At 60.5% G+C, this 15,860-nt stretch carries 13 protein-coding genes; 5 read left to right on the top strand and 8 right to left on the bottom strand.

What is annotated here, in order from left to right:
• Positions 1–118 precede the first annotated feature (118 nt).
• The 3 genes from K0F88_RS30215 to K0F88_RS30205 all read right to left on the bottom strand — a co-directional run bounded on the left by K0F88_RS30215 (position 119) and on the right by K0F88_RS30205 (position 4,861).
• A complete protein-coding gene (locus tag K0F88_RS30215) occupies positions 119–1,516 on the bottom strand; it encodes a cytosine permease (protein ID WP_219097628.1) in 1,398 nt (465 codons plus the stop codon).
• Between the two features lie 189 nt (positions 1,517–1,705).
• On the bottom strand, positions 1,706–3,565 hold the full coding sequence (locus tag K0F88_RS30210) for an amidohydrolase (protein WP_219097627.1): 1,860 nt from the start codon (positions 3,563–3,565) through the stop codon (positions 1,706–1,708).
• Between the two features lie 291 nt (positions 3,566–3,856).
• The gene (locus K0F88_RS30205) at positions 3,857–4,861 is read right to left on the bottom strand and encodes a helix-turn-helix transcriptional regulator (RefSeq protein WP_219097626.1); all 1,005 of its coding nucleotides are present in this window, start codon (positions 4,859–4,861) and stop codon (positions 3,857–3,859) included.
• Between the two features lie 236 nt (positions 4,862–5,097).
• Between K0F88_RS30205 and K0F88_RS30200 the strand changes: the two genes are divergently transcribed.
• On the top strand, positions 5,098–5,370 hold the full coding sequence (locus K0F88_RS30200) for a DUF2790 domain-containing protein (RefSeq protein ID WP_094467987.1): 273 nt from the start codon (positions 5,098–5,100) through the stop codon (positions 5,368–5,370).
• Positions 5,371–5,414: 44 nt separating this feature from the next.
• On the opposite strand, the gene K0F88_RS30195 is transcribed toward K0F88_RS30200, so the two are convergent.
• The 5 genes from K0F88_RS30195 to K0F88_RS30175 all read right to left on the bottom strand — a co-directional run bounded on the left by K0F88_RS30195 (position 5,415) and on the right by K0F88_RS30175 (position 11,569).
• Positions 5,415–6,353, bottom strand: a complete 939-nt coding sequence (locus tag K0F88_RS30195) for a LysR family transcriptional regulator (RefSeq protein WP_094468041.1) — start codon at positions 6,351–6,353, stop codon at positions 5,415–5,417.
• 63 nt (positions 6,354–6,416) lie between these two features.
• Positions 6,417–7,367 (bottom strand): aldo/keto reductase, encoded by a 951-nt coding sequence (locus K0F88_RS30190; RefSeq protein ID WP_094467988.1) that lies wholly within the window; start codon positions 7,365–7,367, stop codon positions 6,417–6,419.
• Between the two features lie 20 nt (positions 7,368–7,387).
• Entirely contained in the window at positions 7,388–8,878 is a 1,491-nt protein-coding gene (locus K0F88_RS30185; protein WP_094467989.1) for an efflux transporter outer membrane subunit, read from the bottom strand.
• Between the two features lie 19 nt (positions 8,879–8,897).
• Positions 8,898–10,370: a DHA2 family efflux MFS transporter permease subunit gene (locus K0F88_RS30180; RefSeq protein WP_094467990.1), complete on the bottom strand. Its 1,473-nt coding sequence runs from the start codon at positions 10,368–10,370 to the stop codon at positions 8,898–8,900.
• Positions 10,370–11,569 carry an HlyD family secretion protein gene (locus tag K0F88_RS30175; RefSeq protein ID WP_374039762.1) on the bottom strand — a complete coding sequence of 400 codons (1,200 nt, stop codon included), beginning with the start codon at positions 11,567–11,569 and terminating at the stop codon, positions 10,370–10,372. The genes K0F88_RS30180 and K0F88_RS30175 overlap by 1 nt, the downstream gene beginning before the upstream one ends.
• Before the next feature lie 189 nt (positions 11,570–11,758).
• On the opposite strand from K0F88_RS30175, the gene K0F88_RS30170 reads away from it, so the two are divergent.
• From K0F88_RS30170 to K0F88_RS30155, 4 genes are all read left to right on the top strand, one after another.
• Positions 11,759–12,385 (top strand): TetR/AcrR family transcriptional regulator, encoded by a 627-nt coding sequence (locus tag K0F88_RS30170; protein WP_094467992.1) that lies wholly within the window; start codon positions 11,759–11,761, stop codon positions 12,383–12,385.
• A complete protein-coding gene (gene mug / locus K0F88_RS30165) occupies positions 12,378–12,884 on the top strand; it encodes a G/U mismatch-specific DNA glycosylase (protein ID WP_094467993.1) in 507 nt (168 codons plus the stop codon). Before K0F88_RS30170 ends, mug begins: the two co-directional genes overlap by 8 nt.
• A gap of 200 nt (positions 12,885–13,084) precedes the next feature.
• The gene (locus K0F88_RS30160; protein ID WP_094467994.1) at positions 13,085–14,458 is read left to right on the top strand and encodes a glutamine synthetase family protein; all 1,374 of its coding nucleotides are present in this window, start codon (positions 13,085–13,087) and stop codon (positions 14,456–14,458) included.
• A 10-nt stretch (positions 14,459–14,468) separates the two neighbouring features.
• On the top strand, positions 14,469–15,860 hold the full coding sequence (locus tag K0F88_RS30155; RefSeq protein WP_094467995.1) for an aldehyde dehydrogenase family protein: 1,392 nt from the start codon (positions 14,469–14,471) through the stop codon (positions 15,858–15,860).

Here is a 15,860-nt window from a genome sequence, read left to right as displayed (position 1 = left end):
CGCGAGTCGCTGTTCCAACGGCATTCGGGATCTGTGTTGAACCGGTCAACGCGGATCAGTATAGGAGACGCTTCAAGACCTGCCGGTGACCGGCGCATTCACTTTGTAAGTCCTTGATTCAGGCCTTTGAAGGCTGCTCAGGCAACACCGCCAGCGCTGATGTTCTCGCCAGCAGGTAGTAGAGAATGCCCGGCACCACCAACCCGACGATCCAGGAAATATCGACACCGCCGAGCTGCGCGACCATCGGCCCGGAGTAGAAATGCGTGTCGACGAAAGGCAACTGGATCAACACGCCGACGACATACACGCTGATGCCGCGCACGTTCCAGCGACCATAACGGCCCGCCGGATCGGACAGCGCCGCAATGTCGTAGCGCTCTTTGTTGATGAAGTAGTAATCCACCAGATTGATCGCGCTCCACGGTGTGAAAAAGGTCAGCAGAAACAGGATGAAGTACTTGAACGAGTTGAGGAACGAATACTGACCGAGCAACGCCAACGTGGTGGACGCCGCGACAATCAACAACACAAACACCATGCGCTGGCGGGCGGTGATCTCGAGACGGCTGCGAAAGCCACTGATGATCGTCGCCACGCACATGAAGCTGCCATACGCGTTGAGCGTCGACACCGTGACCTTGCCGAACACCACGCTCAAATACAGCAGCGAGGCCATCACCCCGGTGCTGCCCAGGCCGACGATGGTTGCCACTTCATGACCGCGGAAATTCGCACCGGCCAACGCTGCCGCGAATACGCCGAGCACCATGGACGCCTGGGCACCGAGCACGGTCCCCAGGCCGACGGCAGCGAAGGTCTTCCAGGACGAGGTTTTGCTCGGCAAATAGCGTGAGTAGTCGGCCACGTAAGGGCCGAAGGCGATTTGCCAGGACGCGGACAGCGACACAGCCAGCAAGAAGGTGCTCCAGCCGAAGTGACGGTTCTCCAGCAACAGGCCAATATCGTTGAGCGTCATCAGCCGGGTAAACAGGTAGGCGAAGGCAACGATGCCCAGCACGCTGGCCACCCGTCCGACCAGGTGAATGACCCGATAGCCGAAGATCGTCAGGAACGCGATGCAGGCGGCGAAAATCAGGATGCCGGCGCTGTCGCTGACATGGATCAACTGGGCAATGGCCTGCCCCGACAGTACCGCGCCGGTAGCGCTGAAGCCGAGGTACATCAGGCACACCAGGACAATCGGGATGGCGGCCCCATAGACCCCGAACTGCACACGACTGGAGATCATCTGCGGCAGCCCGAGTTTGGGCCCCTGGGCGGCGTGCAAGGCAACGACTGCGCCGCCGAGCAATTGGCCGATCAGCAAGCCGATGAGTGACCAGAACACGTCTCCGCCCAGCACCACGGCGAGCGCGCCAGTGACGATGGCCGTGATCTGCAGGTTGGCGCCGAGCCACAGGGTGAACTGGCTGTAGAGGCTGCCATGACGCTCGGCCTCGGGGATGTAATCGATCGAACGGGTCTCGATCAGGGGACTTCGTTGTTGGGTCATTGCGGTGTTCTCTTGTTATGGGTAGACGCCAATGTCCGGCGGTTAAACGCGATCCATGTGGGATCGAGCCTGCTCGCGATGAGGGCGTGTCAGTCGATATTAACGTCGCTTGGCACACCGCCATCGCGAGCAAACTCGCTCCCACAGGGATTAGGTTTGACCCACGGGCCTTGGGGCAGGCAGTTGTTCTTACTGTTGTTGAGTCATGGCCACTTGAGCCGTCCGCTGTTCAAGCCCCACAAACGGCGCCTTCGCCCACACGATCTTGCCTCCAACCATCGTCAGCACCACGTTATTGCGCGCCAGTTCTTCCTCAGGCACCTGCATGAAGTTCTTGTCGAGGACGATCAGGTCAGCAAACTTGCCCACTTCCACCGAGCCGACCACCGCGTCCAGCTTCAGCTGCTCGGCGGCGTTGATGGTGATGGTGCGCAGCACCTCCGTGCGCGACAGCGCTGGGTCGGCATTCAGCCGGCCAGCGTACTTGGGGCCGTAGCTGTGGGGGTTTTGCGGGTCGCCTGAGCGGGTGACGCCGATCTTCAGCGCCAGGAACTCGTCGAGCGGGTCGACGGGCCAGTCGCTGCCATACGCCACGCGCCCGCCGGCACGGGCGATGCTGCCCGACGGCTCCATGCGGGCGAAACGCTGGACGCCCAGGTGATCGCTGGTGCCGTCGACCGTGGACGGCGCCTGCTGGGCCCACTGGAAGGACATGTTGGCAGTCACGTCGAGTGCCTTGAAACGTGGATAGTCGGCAGGATCCACGGACTCGTTGTGAGTGATGGCCGGGCGAAAACCATTGCCGGGTAATTGCTGGCGCACGTATTCGATGCCGTTCAGTGAGTCGCGCACTGCCCGGTCGCCGGTGGCGTGCAGGTGCGGGTCGAGGCCGGCCTGCACGGCTTGCAACAGCAACGGATTGAGCACTTGCGGCGGGAAGTACAGCTCACCGACGTTGGTGCCGGGAGTCCACTTCGGCGCCTTTTCGGTGCCGGCATTGCGCAGGTACGGCGTCAGCATGGCCCCCGTGTCTGCCGGCGCATTGATGATGCCGTCCATGAACAATTTGACGTGGCGCATGCTCACTCCCGGCGCGGGTTTGGCTTCTCCCTGATCGTAAGTCGTGGCCAATGCCTTGGCGTCGGCGATGGTTTTTGTCGGATCCGCAGCGGCGGCAGGGTCCAGTTTGATCGCCAGCAAGGCTCGGGCCGTCAGCTCGCCTGACTGCTGCAGACTGGTGAAAGCTTTGCCGCTTTCGGGCCCCGACAAGGCATCGAAGAAGCTGGTGATGCCTTGCTGGCGCATCGCGTCGAGCGCCGCGCGGGTCTGGTTGAGTTTCTCTGCGTCGGTGGCGGGCGGCACCACGGCAGCCATGGTATCGGCCGCGCCGTCTTCGCAGATGCCGGTCGGGTTACCAGCGCTGTCGCGCACGTATTTACCATCGCTCGGATTGGCGGTGTTTTTGTTGATGCCGGCCACTGCCAGGCCGCGGGAGTTGGTCAGCACGGTATGGAAGTCGGTGGAACGAACCTGAATCGGCCGCTGGGTCTTGAGCGCGTCCAGCGTCGATTTGTCCGGGTCGCCGTCGAGTCCGTCCATGCCCATGCGGTCCCAGCTGCCCACTTCGAGCCAGACATCGGGGCCTTTGTCCTTGTCGGCGTCCAGGCACGCTTGAATGGTTTCCTGGAACACCTTGCGCGTCATTGTCTGGTATTTGAGGTCGCACAAGGTCATGGCGCGGCCGCCGTCCCCCGGGTGCATATGCGCATCGATGAAGCCCGGCATCAGCATGCGCCCGGCCAGATCGATCAGTTGGGTCTGCTTGCCGATGTACGCAGAAACCCCTTCGTCGCTGCCGACATAGACGATCTTCCCACCCGTCACGGCAATCGCCTGCTGTACGGAGTTCTGGCCATCGACGGTGTAGATGTAGCCGTTGCGCATCACCATTTCAGCGGGCATCGAGCCCTGGGTCTGACACCCCACCAGCGCCATGGAAGAAACTGCCGTAGTGGTCGCAATCGCGATAAACAGCCTGGAAAATTTCAACTGCCTCACCTCTGTTTTTATAGTTTTGGAAGTGGCTCGGGCAGACTGCCGTGCAAGCCCCTGATCTGCAGGGCCTACCCTATAGAGCGCGGCCGCCTGCGGGACCTCCACAAATGAGGAGGGGCAACACAAATAGACCAAAAGGAAATAATGTTGATCAGTTAAGCCGAAACGCGATCCGTAGCCGCAGGCTTCGCCAGCAGCTACAAAAGTTGCGTCACCTTAGAAATTGCTTAGCTGATCAGCAATATCCACAGAGCATTTGCATTTTAGTTGGGGAGATTGGCGAAGCTAATCGCGGCGCGTTGCGTCGCGCAGGACGGAACCCAGTTCTACCTTGCTTTTGACGCCAAGCTGCAAGTAGCAGTTGCGCAGATAGGTGCGCACGGTCGCCGGGCTCAAGGTCAGGATTTTCGCGATCTCTTTGTAGGAATGACCGGCAGCAAACAGCATCGCCGCCGTCCGCTCCCGTGGCGCGAGCACTGCTGCGCGTGACTGCGCTTCGAGCGAGAGAATCACATGCTCCGAGTTCGGGCTCAGCGTCAGCGCACAGCGGCCCAGACGCATCACACACGGGGCTTTTTGCAGTTGCGCAATCACCTCGGTCGGCAGCATCGAACCGCTCCACCCGGGCAACTCGCGCTGAATGGCGGCGCACAGGCTTGCGCCGACGTACAACAGACTGCCGTCCAAACGCGCCACGCCGAAGTCGGTCGCGCCGTTGCCGGTGTCGATGCGGATCATGTCTTGCACCTGGAACCGCCACAATTGCAACAGGTGGTCGCAGAAGGCCGAAAACAACCCGGCCTCGCTGTCGTTGAACGCCGGAGCATCAATGCCGCGGTAGAGACAGACGAAAAACATCAAACCGCTCTCCGGCAACTCGAAGGTGATGCACATCGGGTGGTAGAGGTCGTGGCGCCGAGCGAAGGCGTCCACGGCTTCATCGGGGTCGGTGAACCCGCTGTCGCGCACGACCGCACCGGGTTGACTCAAAGTGTCATGGGAGAACTTGTCGCGGCCCGCGCTCTTGTGCCATTCGGCGGCGAACGATTCGGGCAGGTTGATGCGCCCGTGCATCCAGCTTTTAGGCGGTGCGTTGGCGGCTGACGCGGACATCTCGCCCCACCACGCCGACGCAAAGGGCACCAGCTGGCGGAACGCTTGCAGGCCTTCGGCGATGAACTGCGAGGCGCCCCGTTCCCGAGCCAGCCGCCCCAGATGGAGCACGCAACGATTGAACGCTTTCAGCGTTGCCATCGACGGCGTTGCGCCGACTTCATCACCCTCCTCCATCGTTCTGATCCTGTTCGCTGTACGACGTATTTTTTTCGACGATGCCATAGGCGCAGACGCAACGCCATTGGCTTTTTCGACGCCTGCCATTCATGCGTAATCCGGCAACAGTGTTTGTCCAGCGGGCCGCTATTTGAGGGTTCGGTAAACCCCTAGCATCGTCTCTACCCGGTGAGCCAATGGAGTCCGTCTCCATCGGCTCACGCCGGGTCAATCAAGACGAAAAGGTGAACGACATGAAAGCTTTAAAAATTGCGCTGTTCCTGGCGCTGGGCGGTATAGGCGCACAGGCCTTTGCAAGCGACAACCCGTCTAAGGCCGAAGCCATTAAAACGCCGGTTGAAAGCTACTCCTACGGTACAAAACTGGACATCAAGAAAATCATCACCGTGACAGAGATTGCAGACGAGTGCGGCCCGGTCCCGGCCCGAATGACCTATGAAGATTCCAAGGGTCAACGCCATGTCCTTCAGTACCAGGTCATGGGCACTGGATGTTCAAATGGTTGAAGCCAGTCAGGAAAATGGAGGGTCGACACTCCATGCCTGCAACGTCATCTTTTTTTCGCTGAGCCGACGATTTTTTCATCCGCAGCCAGCACGTCCGGAATGGAGTATTTGAGAAACTCCACCCAGGTCTTTATTTTTGCATCGACGAACTTTCGTGACGGATAGATCGCATACAGATTCAGCGCTTCAAGGTGGTGCCCGGGCAATACGCGCACCAAGGTGCCGGCTCGCAGGCCATCGACCGCAGACGCGATGGGCTGGATACCAATCCCCATGCCGTTGGTAATCGCGACGGTCATGCCATCGGCGGTGTTGATGTGGAACGGTGATAGCGGAACGCTGACGGTCTCCACGCCATCCGGCCCCTCCAATACCCAGTTTTCAACCGGCATCACCGTATTCACGATTTTCAGACAGTCATGTTCGGCGAGCGCGGCCGGGGATTCCGGCTGTCCGCGTTTTTTCAAGTACGCCGGCGAGGCGCAGAGAATGCTGTAGGTGATGCCGAGTCGCTGCGCCACGAAGCCTGAATCGGGCAAGTCCCGGGCCAGCACGATCGACATGTTGTAACCCTCCTCCAGCAGATCCGGCAGTCGATTGGTCAGTGTCAAATCAAACATGACCGTCGGGTGCAGCTCTCTGTACCTGGCAACGGCATCGATCACGTAGTGATTGCCGATGGCGGCCATCGCGTGAATCTTCAGGCGGCCCACAGGTTGGGTGTTCGCGGTGCCCGCTTCCTCATCGGCCTCCCGCACCTCTTCAAGAATCCTCTCGCAACGTTCCAGGTAACGCAGGCCGGCTTCGGTCAGCGCCAGACGGCGGGTTGTGCGGTTGATCAGGCGTGTGCGAAGCCTGGCTTCCAGGCTGGAAACCGCTTTGGAAACGTTGGTCGTGGTGGTGTCCAATACCTCCGCCGCCGCCGTAAAGCTGCCGCTTTGGGCCACCGCCACGAAAAACCGCAGGGTCTGGAACACGTCCATGGTTTTCACCTCGCAGGGATGGAAAGAAGAGGCGGCCTTGTAAGGCCGCCCCGTCATCATGGGTTACTTCTTGCGCGGAATAAATCCTGGGACACCGGTTTCCACCACTGAGTTGAATCGAATCCTGGTGGTGATGTCGTTCTGAATTTCAACCATGGCCCTTTGCGGCAAGGTCGAAATATCGAAGTTTTCCCGGATATGACTCGGTGTCGCAGACGTGGTCAGGAACGCCACTCCACGCTGCACCGACCAGGCCAACGCCACTTGCGCCGGGGTCTTCTGCACACGCTGGGCAATCTGGGTGATCACCGGGTCTTGCAGGACATTAGGCTCCATGCCGTGACCCAGCGGCGCAAACGCAAGCACGATAATCCCATGCTGTTTGCAGAACTCGAGCAGTTCCCATTCCGGCAGGTACGGGTGGGACTCGACTTGCACCACGGCCGGTTTGATCCGCGCCACTTCGACTATTTCCTGCAGTTTTTCCAGGGTGATATCCGACAAGCCGATGGCCTTGCAGCGGCCTTCATCCACCAGGCGCTCCATTGCCCTCCAAGTCTCGATGAGCGTAACGCCGTCGTCGTAGATCACGTGGCCCGATTCATCCCTCGGATCCTGGTTGTCGCCGGGTTGAAAGGCAAACGGCGTATGGATCAGGTAGCAATCGATGTAGTCCACCTGGAGGCGTCGGCAACTGGCCTCGAACGCCGGTTCGACGCGCTCGGGACGGTGGTTGGTGTTCCACAGTTTGGTGGTGATGAACAAGTCTTCGCGGCGGACGTTTCCGGCATCCAGCATTTCCTTGAAGGCCACGCCGACCTGTTCTTCATTTCGATAACGCTCGGCGCAATCGAAATGGCGAAAGCCCGCTTCCAGCGCGTCTTTGACCGCTTGGGTGGTGACGCTGAGGTCGCGAAACAGGGTGCCAAATCCCACGGCCGGCATTTCAACGGAGCCGTGGTTCAGTGCAAATTTCGTGTCGCGAAGGTCATCGTTGAAGGGTTCGTAAGTCATGTCTGTACTCCAATCTCTGGCTATTGATACGAAGGTTTCGCTGCTTCACGACTGGCAACGCGCTGCTCGAACGCGCCGACAGAATTACCGCCAAGCGCCACGTACAGCTGCACGGTGTCGAGGTATTGCGCGGTCTTCACGCGGATCTGGCCGAGTAACGCCTGCTCGTAGGCACGTTCGGCTTCCAATACCTGTAGGATGCTGTTCTCACCTTGCGCGTAGGCTTGCTGGTTCAAGCGAAAGCTGGTGTCGGCGGCGCGCAGCGCGTCTTCCTGCGCCAGGTTTTGCTCGGCGTCGTGGTTGATCGCCTGGAGCGAATCCGCGACCTGGCCGAACGACTGAATGACGGTCTGCTGGTAGCCGGCGAGCGTCGCCTTGTAGCCGTCGACCGCCGCCTGACGCTCAGCCTTGAGCGTTCCGCCATCGAACAGCGGCCCTGCAATCCCCGCCGCGAAGCCCCAAAGCGCGGCGCCGCCATTGCCTGATGCGGCTTGCGCCAGCGACGCGGACAGCGTGACGCGGGGATAGAGATTGGCGGTGGCGATGCCGACTGCCGCGCTGGCCATGTGCAGTTCGGCCTCGGCTTGCAGGACGTCCGGCCGACCGTGGGCCATTTCCGACGGCACGCTGACGGGCACGTTCGCCGGCAATACAAACTCGGCAAAATCGAAGTCCGGCGCGCTCCAGTCGCCCGGGCCTTTGCCCGTCAGAATCGACAACGCGTGACGTGCGGCATCGCGCTGCTGAGCGAGGGGCGGCAGCAGCGTGCGGTCCTGGGCAAGCCGGGTTTCGGCCAGGGAAACGTCGATCTGCGTGGTGGTGCCGTTGGTGTGGGCCATGCGCACGAGGTCGAGGTTCTTCGCGTCATTGGCCAGCAGCTTTTCGACGGCCGCGATCTGCGCGTTGGCGGAAGCCACCAACAACGCCTGGCTGGCGACATCGCCGGTCAGGGTCAGGTACGCCGCTTCGTAACGATGCTTTTGCAGCGCGGCAAATGCTTCTTGCTGTTCGATCACGCGTTTGTTGCCACCGAACACGTCAAGGTCAAAGCCGACCCGTGGCCCGATGGCATAGAAGTTGGAAGTGGCAGGCTCCTTCGCGTTGTGTACCCGCTGGCGACCTGCCGTCGCGCCAAAATCGACTTGCGGATACAGTGCACCTTCTGCTGCGGCCACTGAAGACGCGGCTTGCCGGATCGTTGCGTCCGCCGCCACGAGCTCAAGATTGCCCTCGATGGCGCGACGCACCACGTTGTTGAGCTTCGGCGACTGGAAGGCTGTCCACCAGTCACCGCGGACCTTTTTACCCAAGTCGATGCGTTGTTCGCCGGGCGTGTTGCCGCCCTGGCCGAGGCGTTGCTCGGCCTGTTGATCATAGTGCTGCGAAAAGCTCGGCGGCGGCAATTGGTAGTCAGGGCCGACGGTGCAAGCGGTCAGGAATACCAGCGCCGATACCGCACCGAAGGTGGTTTTGAACAGCTGTCTGTTGAGGAAGTGCGCATTGGATTTCATTGGGCAAACTCCACGAAAACTAGTTGGTCGGAACGGGCTTGCGAAGAAAGACAACCAGTGGGCTCACCACCAGCATCGCCACCATCAAAATCTTGAATTGGTCGACCACCGCGATAAACGCCGCCTGGTGGGTGATCATTTCGTTGAGCCCCGCCAGTGCTGGCAGGGACATCGGCGCGACGGAATACGGCGTCACGTTACTGACGAGTGCCATGTGCATCGCTTGCGTGTTGTTGAAGAAATACAACTGCACAATCGCCACGCCCAACGTGCTGCCGTACACACGGGACAGATTGAACAGACCGGTGCCTTCGGGGCGTAACGTCGGGTCAAGCGTGCTGAACGCGACCTTGGTCAGCGACGGCATCAAGATGCCGATGCCAATGCCCTGGACCGCACCGGCCAACGCCACGGGCGACCAGTCCATCAACGGCGAATAACCGAGCATCAGCCAGTTGGCATAAATCACCACGCCAACGCCTGCCGCCACGAACAGCCGACGGTCGAAACGCTCGGGCACACGGTTCATCAGCAGGAACGCGCCGACCAGCCCGATACCACGGGGGATGGTCAGGGAACCGGTGGTGTCCGGCGGATAGCCGAGAATCTCGTCGAGCATTGGCGAGGTCAGGGCCATGGTCGACAGCAGCACGAAGCCGACGGCGAAAAAGATGATCGTCGACAGCACGAAATTGCGGTCGTTGAACAAGCGCTTGTTGAGGAAATGCACCTTCGCGGTCAGCACGTGCACCGCAAACAGGTAGGCCCCCAATGCGCAGCCGATGGCTTCCAGCCAGATTTCGGTCGAGGCAAACCAGTCCAGGCGTTCACCGCGGTCGAGCAGCATTTGCAGGCTGATCAACCCCAGCGTGAAGCTGCCGAAGCCAAAGAAATCGAACGTCGGCCGCTTTTCGGCTTTCTTCTCATTCAGCAACAGCGCCATCACGAGGAAGATAAAGACCGACAGCGGAAGGCTGATGTAGAAGATCGGGCGCCAGTCGAAATGCTCGCCGATCCAGCCGCCCAGGCTCGGGCCGCTGACGATGCCGAACAGCACGATGGCGGTCCAGGTTGCACCGAATTTTGCACGCTTCTCCAGGGGCAATGTCTCCAGCGAAATCGCCATCGACAGCGGCGCCAACACGCCACTCGCCAGGCCCTGGAGAATGCGCGCCCCGATGAATTCCAGCGACGTCGTTGCGTGGGTGGAGAGCAGCAAACCAAGGACGAAAAAGGCCAGCGCGGTTTGATAAACCCGCTTCAGCCCATAACGCCCGGCGAGCCATTGCGCGATCGGCATGGTGATGGCGCTCGCTGCCAGGTACGAGGTGAAGATCCAGCCCGCCTGGTCGTCGGTCATCGACAGGCTGCCTTGAATCAACCTGAGCACAGCATTCGGAAGCGGCAGGTTCGCCGACTGCATGTAAGTCGCGAGCAGCGCGGCGAACCTTAACGTTCCCGCACCTTGAGGTCCGGCAAGGTTGGCGTTCATCAGAAGTTACCTGCGGTCAACAGAGCCTTGAGCGGTTGCCACCACGGCGTGCGGTAGCCGGTATCGACCTTGACCGTGGCGCTGGTGCCCGAGAACAGCGGCAACGCAGGATCGGTCTCATCGAGTTCGAGCCGCACCGGTACGCGCTGCACCACCTTGACCCAATTGCCGGTCGCATTTTCCGGTGGCAGCAGGGCGAAGTCCGACCCGGCACCCGGGCTCATGCTGGTCACGTGGGCTTTGAAAACGTGATCAGGATAGGTATCGATACTGACCGTCGCCGCCTGGCCGGGGCGCATGTGGGTGACGTCGGTTTCGCGGAAGTTGGCTTCCACCCAGATCTCGCGATCCGACAGCAGGGCAAAGGCTGGCGCGCCGTTGTTAACGTAGTTGCCGACCTGCAAATCGTCGACCTTGGCGACGATGCCGTCATCCGGCGCATACACCGTCGCGTAGGAAAGGTAGAGCTGCGCTTCGTCGAGCTGAGCCTTGGCTTCACGAACCGTCGGGTGGGTATCGGCGTCGATGTTCGGATTGCCATTCAGCGCAACAACGGTACTGGCGATCTGTTGTTCAACCGACGCAATCCGTTGCCGGGCCACTTTGAAGTCGGTGTCGGCGCGTTCGTAAATGGCCCGCGAGACGAACTCGGTCGCCACCAGCGCCTTCTTGCGAGCAAATTCCCGTTGATCGAAATCGGCCGACTCTTTGGCCGATTGCAGTTCCGCCTGTTGCTGACGGTAGCTGGCCTTGAGTCCATCGATACGCAGGCGCGCCACGCTCAACTGCGCTTCTGCGCGGTTGACGGCGATCTGCAACGGTTTCGGATCGATGCGGAACAGCACCTGGCCTTTGTGCACCGGCTGATTGTCCTCGACGGCGATTTCAACCACTTGCCCGGAAATCCGCGCGTTGATCGAGGCCTTCGCCACCCGGGCGTAGGCGTTATCGGTCGAGATAATGGCGGCGCCGGCCTGATAACGAGCGAATCCGACGACGGCGAAAATCAGCGGCAGACCGACAATAAGGAACGGCCGCAGTTTCTGTTTGAACGGTTTTTTGATGGGCGTATCGCCAAGGTTCGGTGCGGGGTGCTCGAAGCTCTGCGAAGCCGGGATGTCGAACTGTTTAGTCATGATCGAATACACCTTTAACCGGGACATCGGGCCGGCGAAAAGTGTGGCGGCCCCGACGTCAATAGTTGCTGTGATGAATCAAGCCCGAGCACGGACGGGAGGATCGCTCCGCCGCACCTGTTTCGTCGCCGCAACACTCAGTTCGAGCTCCGCTTCAACAAACCGTAAACCAAGGAATTTCTGGTTCCTTAATTTTGTGCGATGGTGTAAGAATATCCCCACACAAACACTCCATCAAGGTTTTTATACGACATGGCACAAAAAAAGATTACCGAAGGAAAAGGCCGCGGCCGTCCACGCGCTTACGACCCGCAGACAGCTCTGCAGCAAGCGCTTGGTGTGTTCTGGAGCACCGGCTATTCCGGCGCGTCGCTGGACAGCATCGCCACCGCAGCGGGCATGAATCGCCCCAGCCTCTATGCGGCATTTGGGGACAAACACGCGCTCTACATAAAGGCGCTTGAGCAATATTGGGAATTTGCCGCGGCGGCGATGCACGAGGCGCTGACGGACAACACCCTGCCCCTGCGCGATGCGTTGATGCGTTTTTACGAAGGGCAGTTATCGATCTACTTCTCGGGCGACGGCCAACCGCGCGGCTGCTTCGCGATCGGCACAGCGACCACCGAAGCGGTCGAGGATCCGGAAATTCGCGAAGTACTGTCGGACCGGCTCAGCAGGCTCGATGCCGATCTGGAAACGCGTCTGCGCACCGCCATCGATTCCGGCGAACTCAAAGGCGATGTCGACGCCGCCGCCCTCGCCGTCCTCGCGTCCTCCCTGCTGCACAGCATTTCGATACGCGCACGGGCAGGCAAATCCCGAGAGGAATTGACGGAGCTGGCACGCAATGCGGTCGGTGTGATCTGCGGTGCGTGAAGGCCTCGAAGACATTCTGGCTGAACAGCTGGCGGTGATTTTTTGCGGCATTAATCCGGGCATGACGGCCGCCGCTCAAGGGCACCACTTTGCCGGCAGAGGCAATCGCTTCTGGCGCACGCTGCATCTTGCAGGCTTCACGCCTGAGGAAGTGCGCCCGGAAAACGACCGGACGATCTTGAACTATCACTGCGGATTGACGGCCGTGGTGGATCGGCCCACGGCGCGTGCGGATCAGTTGTCCCTGCATGAATTCACCGCCGCCGCGGCGAGTTTTGAACAGAAGATCGCTCGTTATGCGCCGCGTTATGTCGCGTTTCTCGGTAAAGCGGCGTATGGCGCGTTATCCGGCCAGCGCGACATTGCCTGGGGGCTTCAATCAAAAACCTTTGCCAATGCCCAGGTCTGGGTCCTGCCTAACCCGAGTGGGCGAAATCTCGCGTTCAGCCTGGATCAACTGGTGGACGCGTACCGCCAACTTTGGTCGGCAGTGAATTAGCCTGCACCGAGGACTCCCTCGGCAAGGCTCGGCCTGATTCACCCGGCGTCGTTCACCAAAACTTGCGTTCGGCGGCCGTAGGCTAAGCTTAGAGCAGCTTATTGCACACGATGCTCACGTCTGCAGGTTTGGGGTTGTTCTGGAGAGCGTCTGCAACAGCTATTTCAGACAGGCCCAACCTATTCACGCAGGACTACGTGATGACCGAGCCCCTTCTCAGTTTTGATCAACTCAAGCGTGCTGCCGCCTCCGGCGAAATTGATACTGTTCTTGTTTGCATGGTCGACATGCAAGGCCGACTGGTCGGCAAGCGATTCCAGGTCGAGTTTTTCATCGACAGCGGCCACGAAGAAACCCACTGCTGCAATTACCTGCTGGCCGACGACATCGACATGGAACCCGTACCGGGTTACGCCGCCGCCAGTTGGAGCAAAGGCTACGGCGACTTTGTCCTCAAACCCGACATGTCCACTTTGCGACGGGTGCCCTGGCTGGAATGCACGGCGCTGGTGCTGTGTGATGTGCTTGATCACCACCATCGACGCGACCTGCCGCACAGCCCGCGGGCGATTCTGAAAAAGCAGATCGAGCGACTGCGCGAACGCGGCTACACCGGCATGTTCGCCTCGGAACTTGAGTTCTATCTGTTCGACGAAAGCTACGAGGCCATCCACAAGCGCAACTACCACAAGCCGAAAACCGCCGGCCACTACATCGAGGATTACAACATCCTCCAGACCACCCGCGAAGAGCCAGTGCTGCGGGCGATTCGCAAGCATCTGCAAGCCTCCGGCATTCCCGTGGAAAACTCCAAGGGTGAATGGGGACCCGGCCAGGAAGAGATCAACATTCGTTACGCCGATGCGCTGACCATGGCCGACCACCACGTCATCATCAAGCACGCCTGCAAAGAGATCGCGCAGCTGCAAGGCAAGGCGATCACGTTCATGGCCAAGTGGCGGTATGACGCCGCCGGGTCCAGCAGCCACATCCACAATTCGCTGTGGGACAAGAACGCCAAGAAGCCGCTGTTCTTCGACGCCAAGGCCGAGTTCGGCATGTCGAAACTGATGCGCGCGTGGGTGGCCGGGCAGCTTAAATATGCCAACGACATCACCTGCTTTCTCGCGCCCTATATCAATTCCTACAAGCGTTTTCAGGCCGGCACCTTTGCGCCGACCCGGGCGGTCTGGAGTCGCGACAATCGCACCGCCGGCTTTCGTCTGTGCGCGGAAAGCAGCAAATCCATCCGCATCGAATGCCGCATTGGCGGCGCCGACCTCAACCCTTATCTGGCCTTTGCCGCGTTGATCGCTGCGGGGCTCGCCGGTATCGACGAGAAGCTCAACCTCACACCACCCTTCGAGGGCGATGCCTACGTCGACGAACACTTGCCGGAAGTGTCAAAGACCTTGCGCGAAGCCTGCGCCGCGCTCCAGGGCTCGACCATGTTGCGCGAGGCATTCGGTGATGAAGTGATCGACCACTACGTGCACACCGCCGAGTGGGAGCAGAAAGAGTACGACCGGCGCATCACCGACTGGGAATTGCAGCGCGGTTTCGAGCGCTATTGAGACCGCCATCATGACTGCAACGATTCAACTCATTTCACCGGTCAATGGCCGGGTCTATGCCGAACGTCGCTGTGCCAATCCTGCGCAGATCGAGCAGGCGCTGGCGGCTGCCGCAACTGCCCAGGCGTCATGGAAGCGCCGACCGCTGAGCGAGCGCGCCGCCTTTTGCAATGCTGCGGTGGACGCGATGCTGGCCATGAAGGACGAGATCGTCCCGGAACTGGCCTGGCAGATGGGCCGCCCCGTGCGCTTTGGCGCGGGCGAACTGCGCGGCTTCGAAGAGCGCGCCCGGCATATGATCGCCCTTGCACCTGAAGCGTTGGCAGCCATTGAACCCACGCCTGTCGACGGTTTCCGCCGCTGTATCAAGCGCGAGCCGATGGGGACGGTGCTGGTCGTCGCACCGTGGAATTACCCCTATCTGACGGCGGTGAATACGATTATTCCGGCGTTGATGGCCGGCAACAGCGTCATCCTCAAACACGCTTCGCAAACGCTGCTGGTGGGTGAACGGTTCGCCGAAGCGTTTCGCCGCGTCAATCTGCCCGAAGGCCTGTTTCATAACCTGCTGCTCAATCATGACCAGACCGCCGCGATCATTGCTTCCGGCCGTGTGCAACAGGTGAACTTCACTGGTTCGGTCGGCGGTGGCAGAACGATGGAAAGCGCAGCGTCAGGCCACTTCCTCGGCCTGGGCCTGGAACTCGGCGGCAAAGACCCGGCCTACGTCCGCGCAGACGCCAACCTCGACCACGCAGTGGAAAACCTGGTGGACGGCAGCTTCTTCAACTCCGGGCAAAGCTGCTGCGCCATCGAGCGCATCTATGTCGATGAAAAAATCTACCCGGCGTTTGTCGAGCGATTCGTCGCGCTGACGAATCAATACGTGCTGGGTAGTCCACTGGACGAAGCCACCACACTCGGCCCGATGGTGAACCCAGGCGCTGCGGAATTCGTGCGCGGACAAATCGCCGATGCGCTGGCCAAAGGCGCAAAAGCGCTGATCGATCCGAAGGCCTTTCCCCTCGACGCACCGGGCAGCGCCTACCTCGCGCCGCAGGTGCTGATCGACGTCACCCATCACATGTCGGTGATGCGCGAAGAAAGTTTTGGCCCAGTGGTCGGCATCATGCCGGTGACCGGCGATGACCACGCCATTGCCTTGATGAACGACAGCGAGTTCGGGCTCAGCGCTTCCATCTGGACCCAGGACCTCGCCGCCGCCGAACACCTGGGCAACGCGATCGACACCGGCACCGTGTTCATGAACCGCTGCGATTACCTGGACCCGGCCCTGGCCTGGACCGGGGTGAAGAACAGCGGCCGCGGCGTGACCCTGTCGCGCCTGGGTTACGAGCATCTGACCCGAGCAAAATCCTTCCATTTGCGCCATGAGATCTGA

The sequence above is a fragment of the Pseudomonas sp. UMAB-40 genome, assembly GCF_900095275.1.
GTDB classification, from domain to species: Bacteria; Pseudomonadota; Gammaproteobacteria; order Pseudomonadales; family Pseudomonadaceae; genus Aquipseudomonas; species Aquipseudomonas mandelii_B.
Note: the sequence above shows the minus strand (reverse complement) of the source record. Positions and strands in the feature narration are given on the sequence as shown.

Coding starts and splice junctions, on each gene's coding strand:
- K0F88_RS30215 (WP_219097628.1), bottom strand. CDS start 1,516: ATGACCCAACAACGAAGTCCCCTGATCGAGACCCGTTCGATCGATTAC.
- K0F88_RS30205 (WP_219097626.1), bottom strand. CDS start 4,861: ATGGAGGAGGGTGATGAAGTCGGCGCAACGCCGTCGATGGCAACGCTG.
- K0F88_RS30200 (WP_094467987.1), top strand. CDS start 5,098: ATGAAAGCTTTAAAAATTGCGCTGTTCCTGGCGCTGGGCGGTATAGGC.
- K0F88_RS30195 (WP_094468041.1), bottom strand. CDS start 6,353: ATGGACGTGTTCCAGACCCTGCGGTTTTTCGTGGCGGTGGCCCAAAGC.
- K0F88_RS30190 (WP_094467988.1), bottom strand. CDS start 7,367: ATGACTTACGAACCCTTCAACGATGACCTTCGCGACACGAAATTTGCA.
- K0F88_RS30185 (WP_094467989.1), bottom strand. CDS start 8,878: ATGAAATCCAATGCGCACTTCCTCAACAGACAGCTGTTCAAAACCACC.
- K0F88_RS30180 (WP_094467990.1), bottom strand. CDS start 10,370: ATGAACGCCAACCTTGCCGGACCTCAAGGTGCGGGAACGTTAAGGTTC.
- K0F88_RS30170 (WP_094467992.1), top strand. CDS start 11,759: ATGGCACAAAAAAAGATTACCGAAGGAAAAGGCCGCGGCCGTCCACGC.
- K0F88_RS30160 (WP_094467994.1), top strand. CDS start 13,085: ATGACCGAGCCCCTTCTCAGTTTTGATCAACTCAAGCGTGCTGCCGCC.
- K0F88_RS30155 (WP_094467995.1), top strand. CDS start 14,469: ATGACTGCAACGATTCAACTCATTTCACCGGTCAATGGCCGGGTCTAT.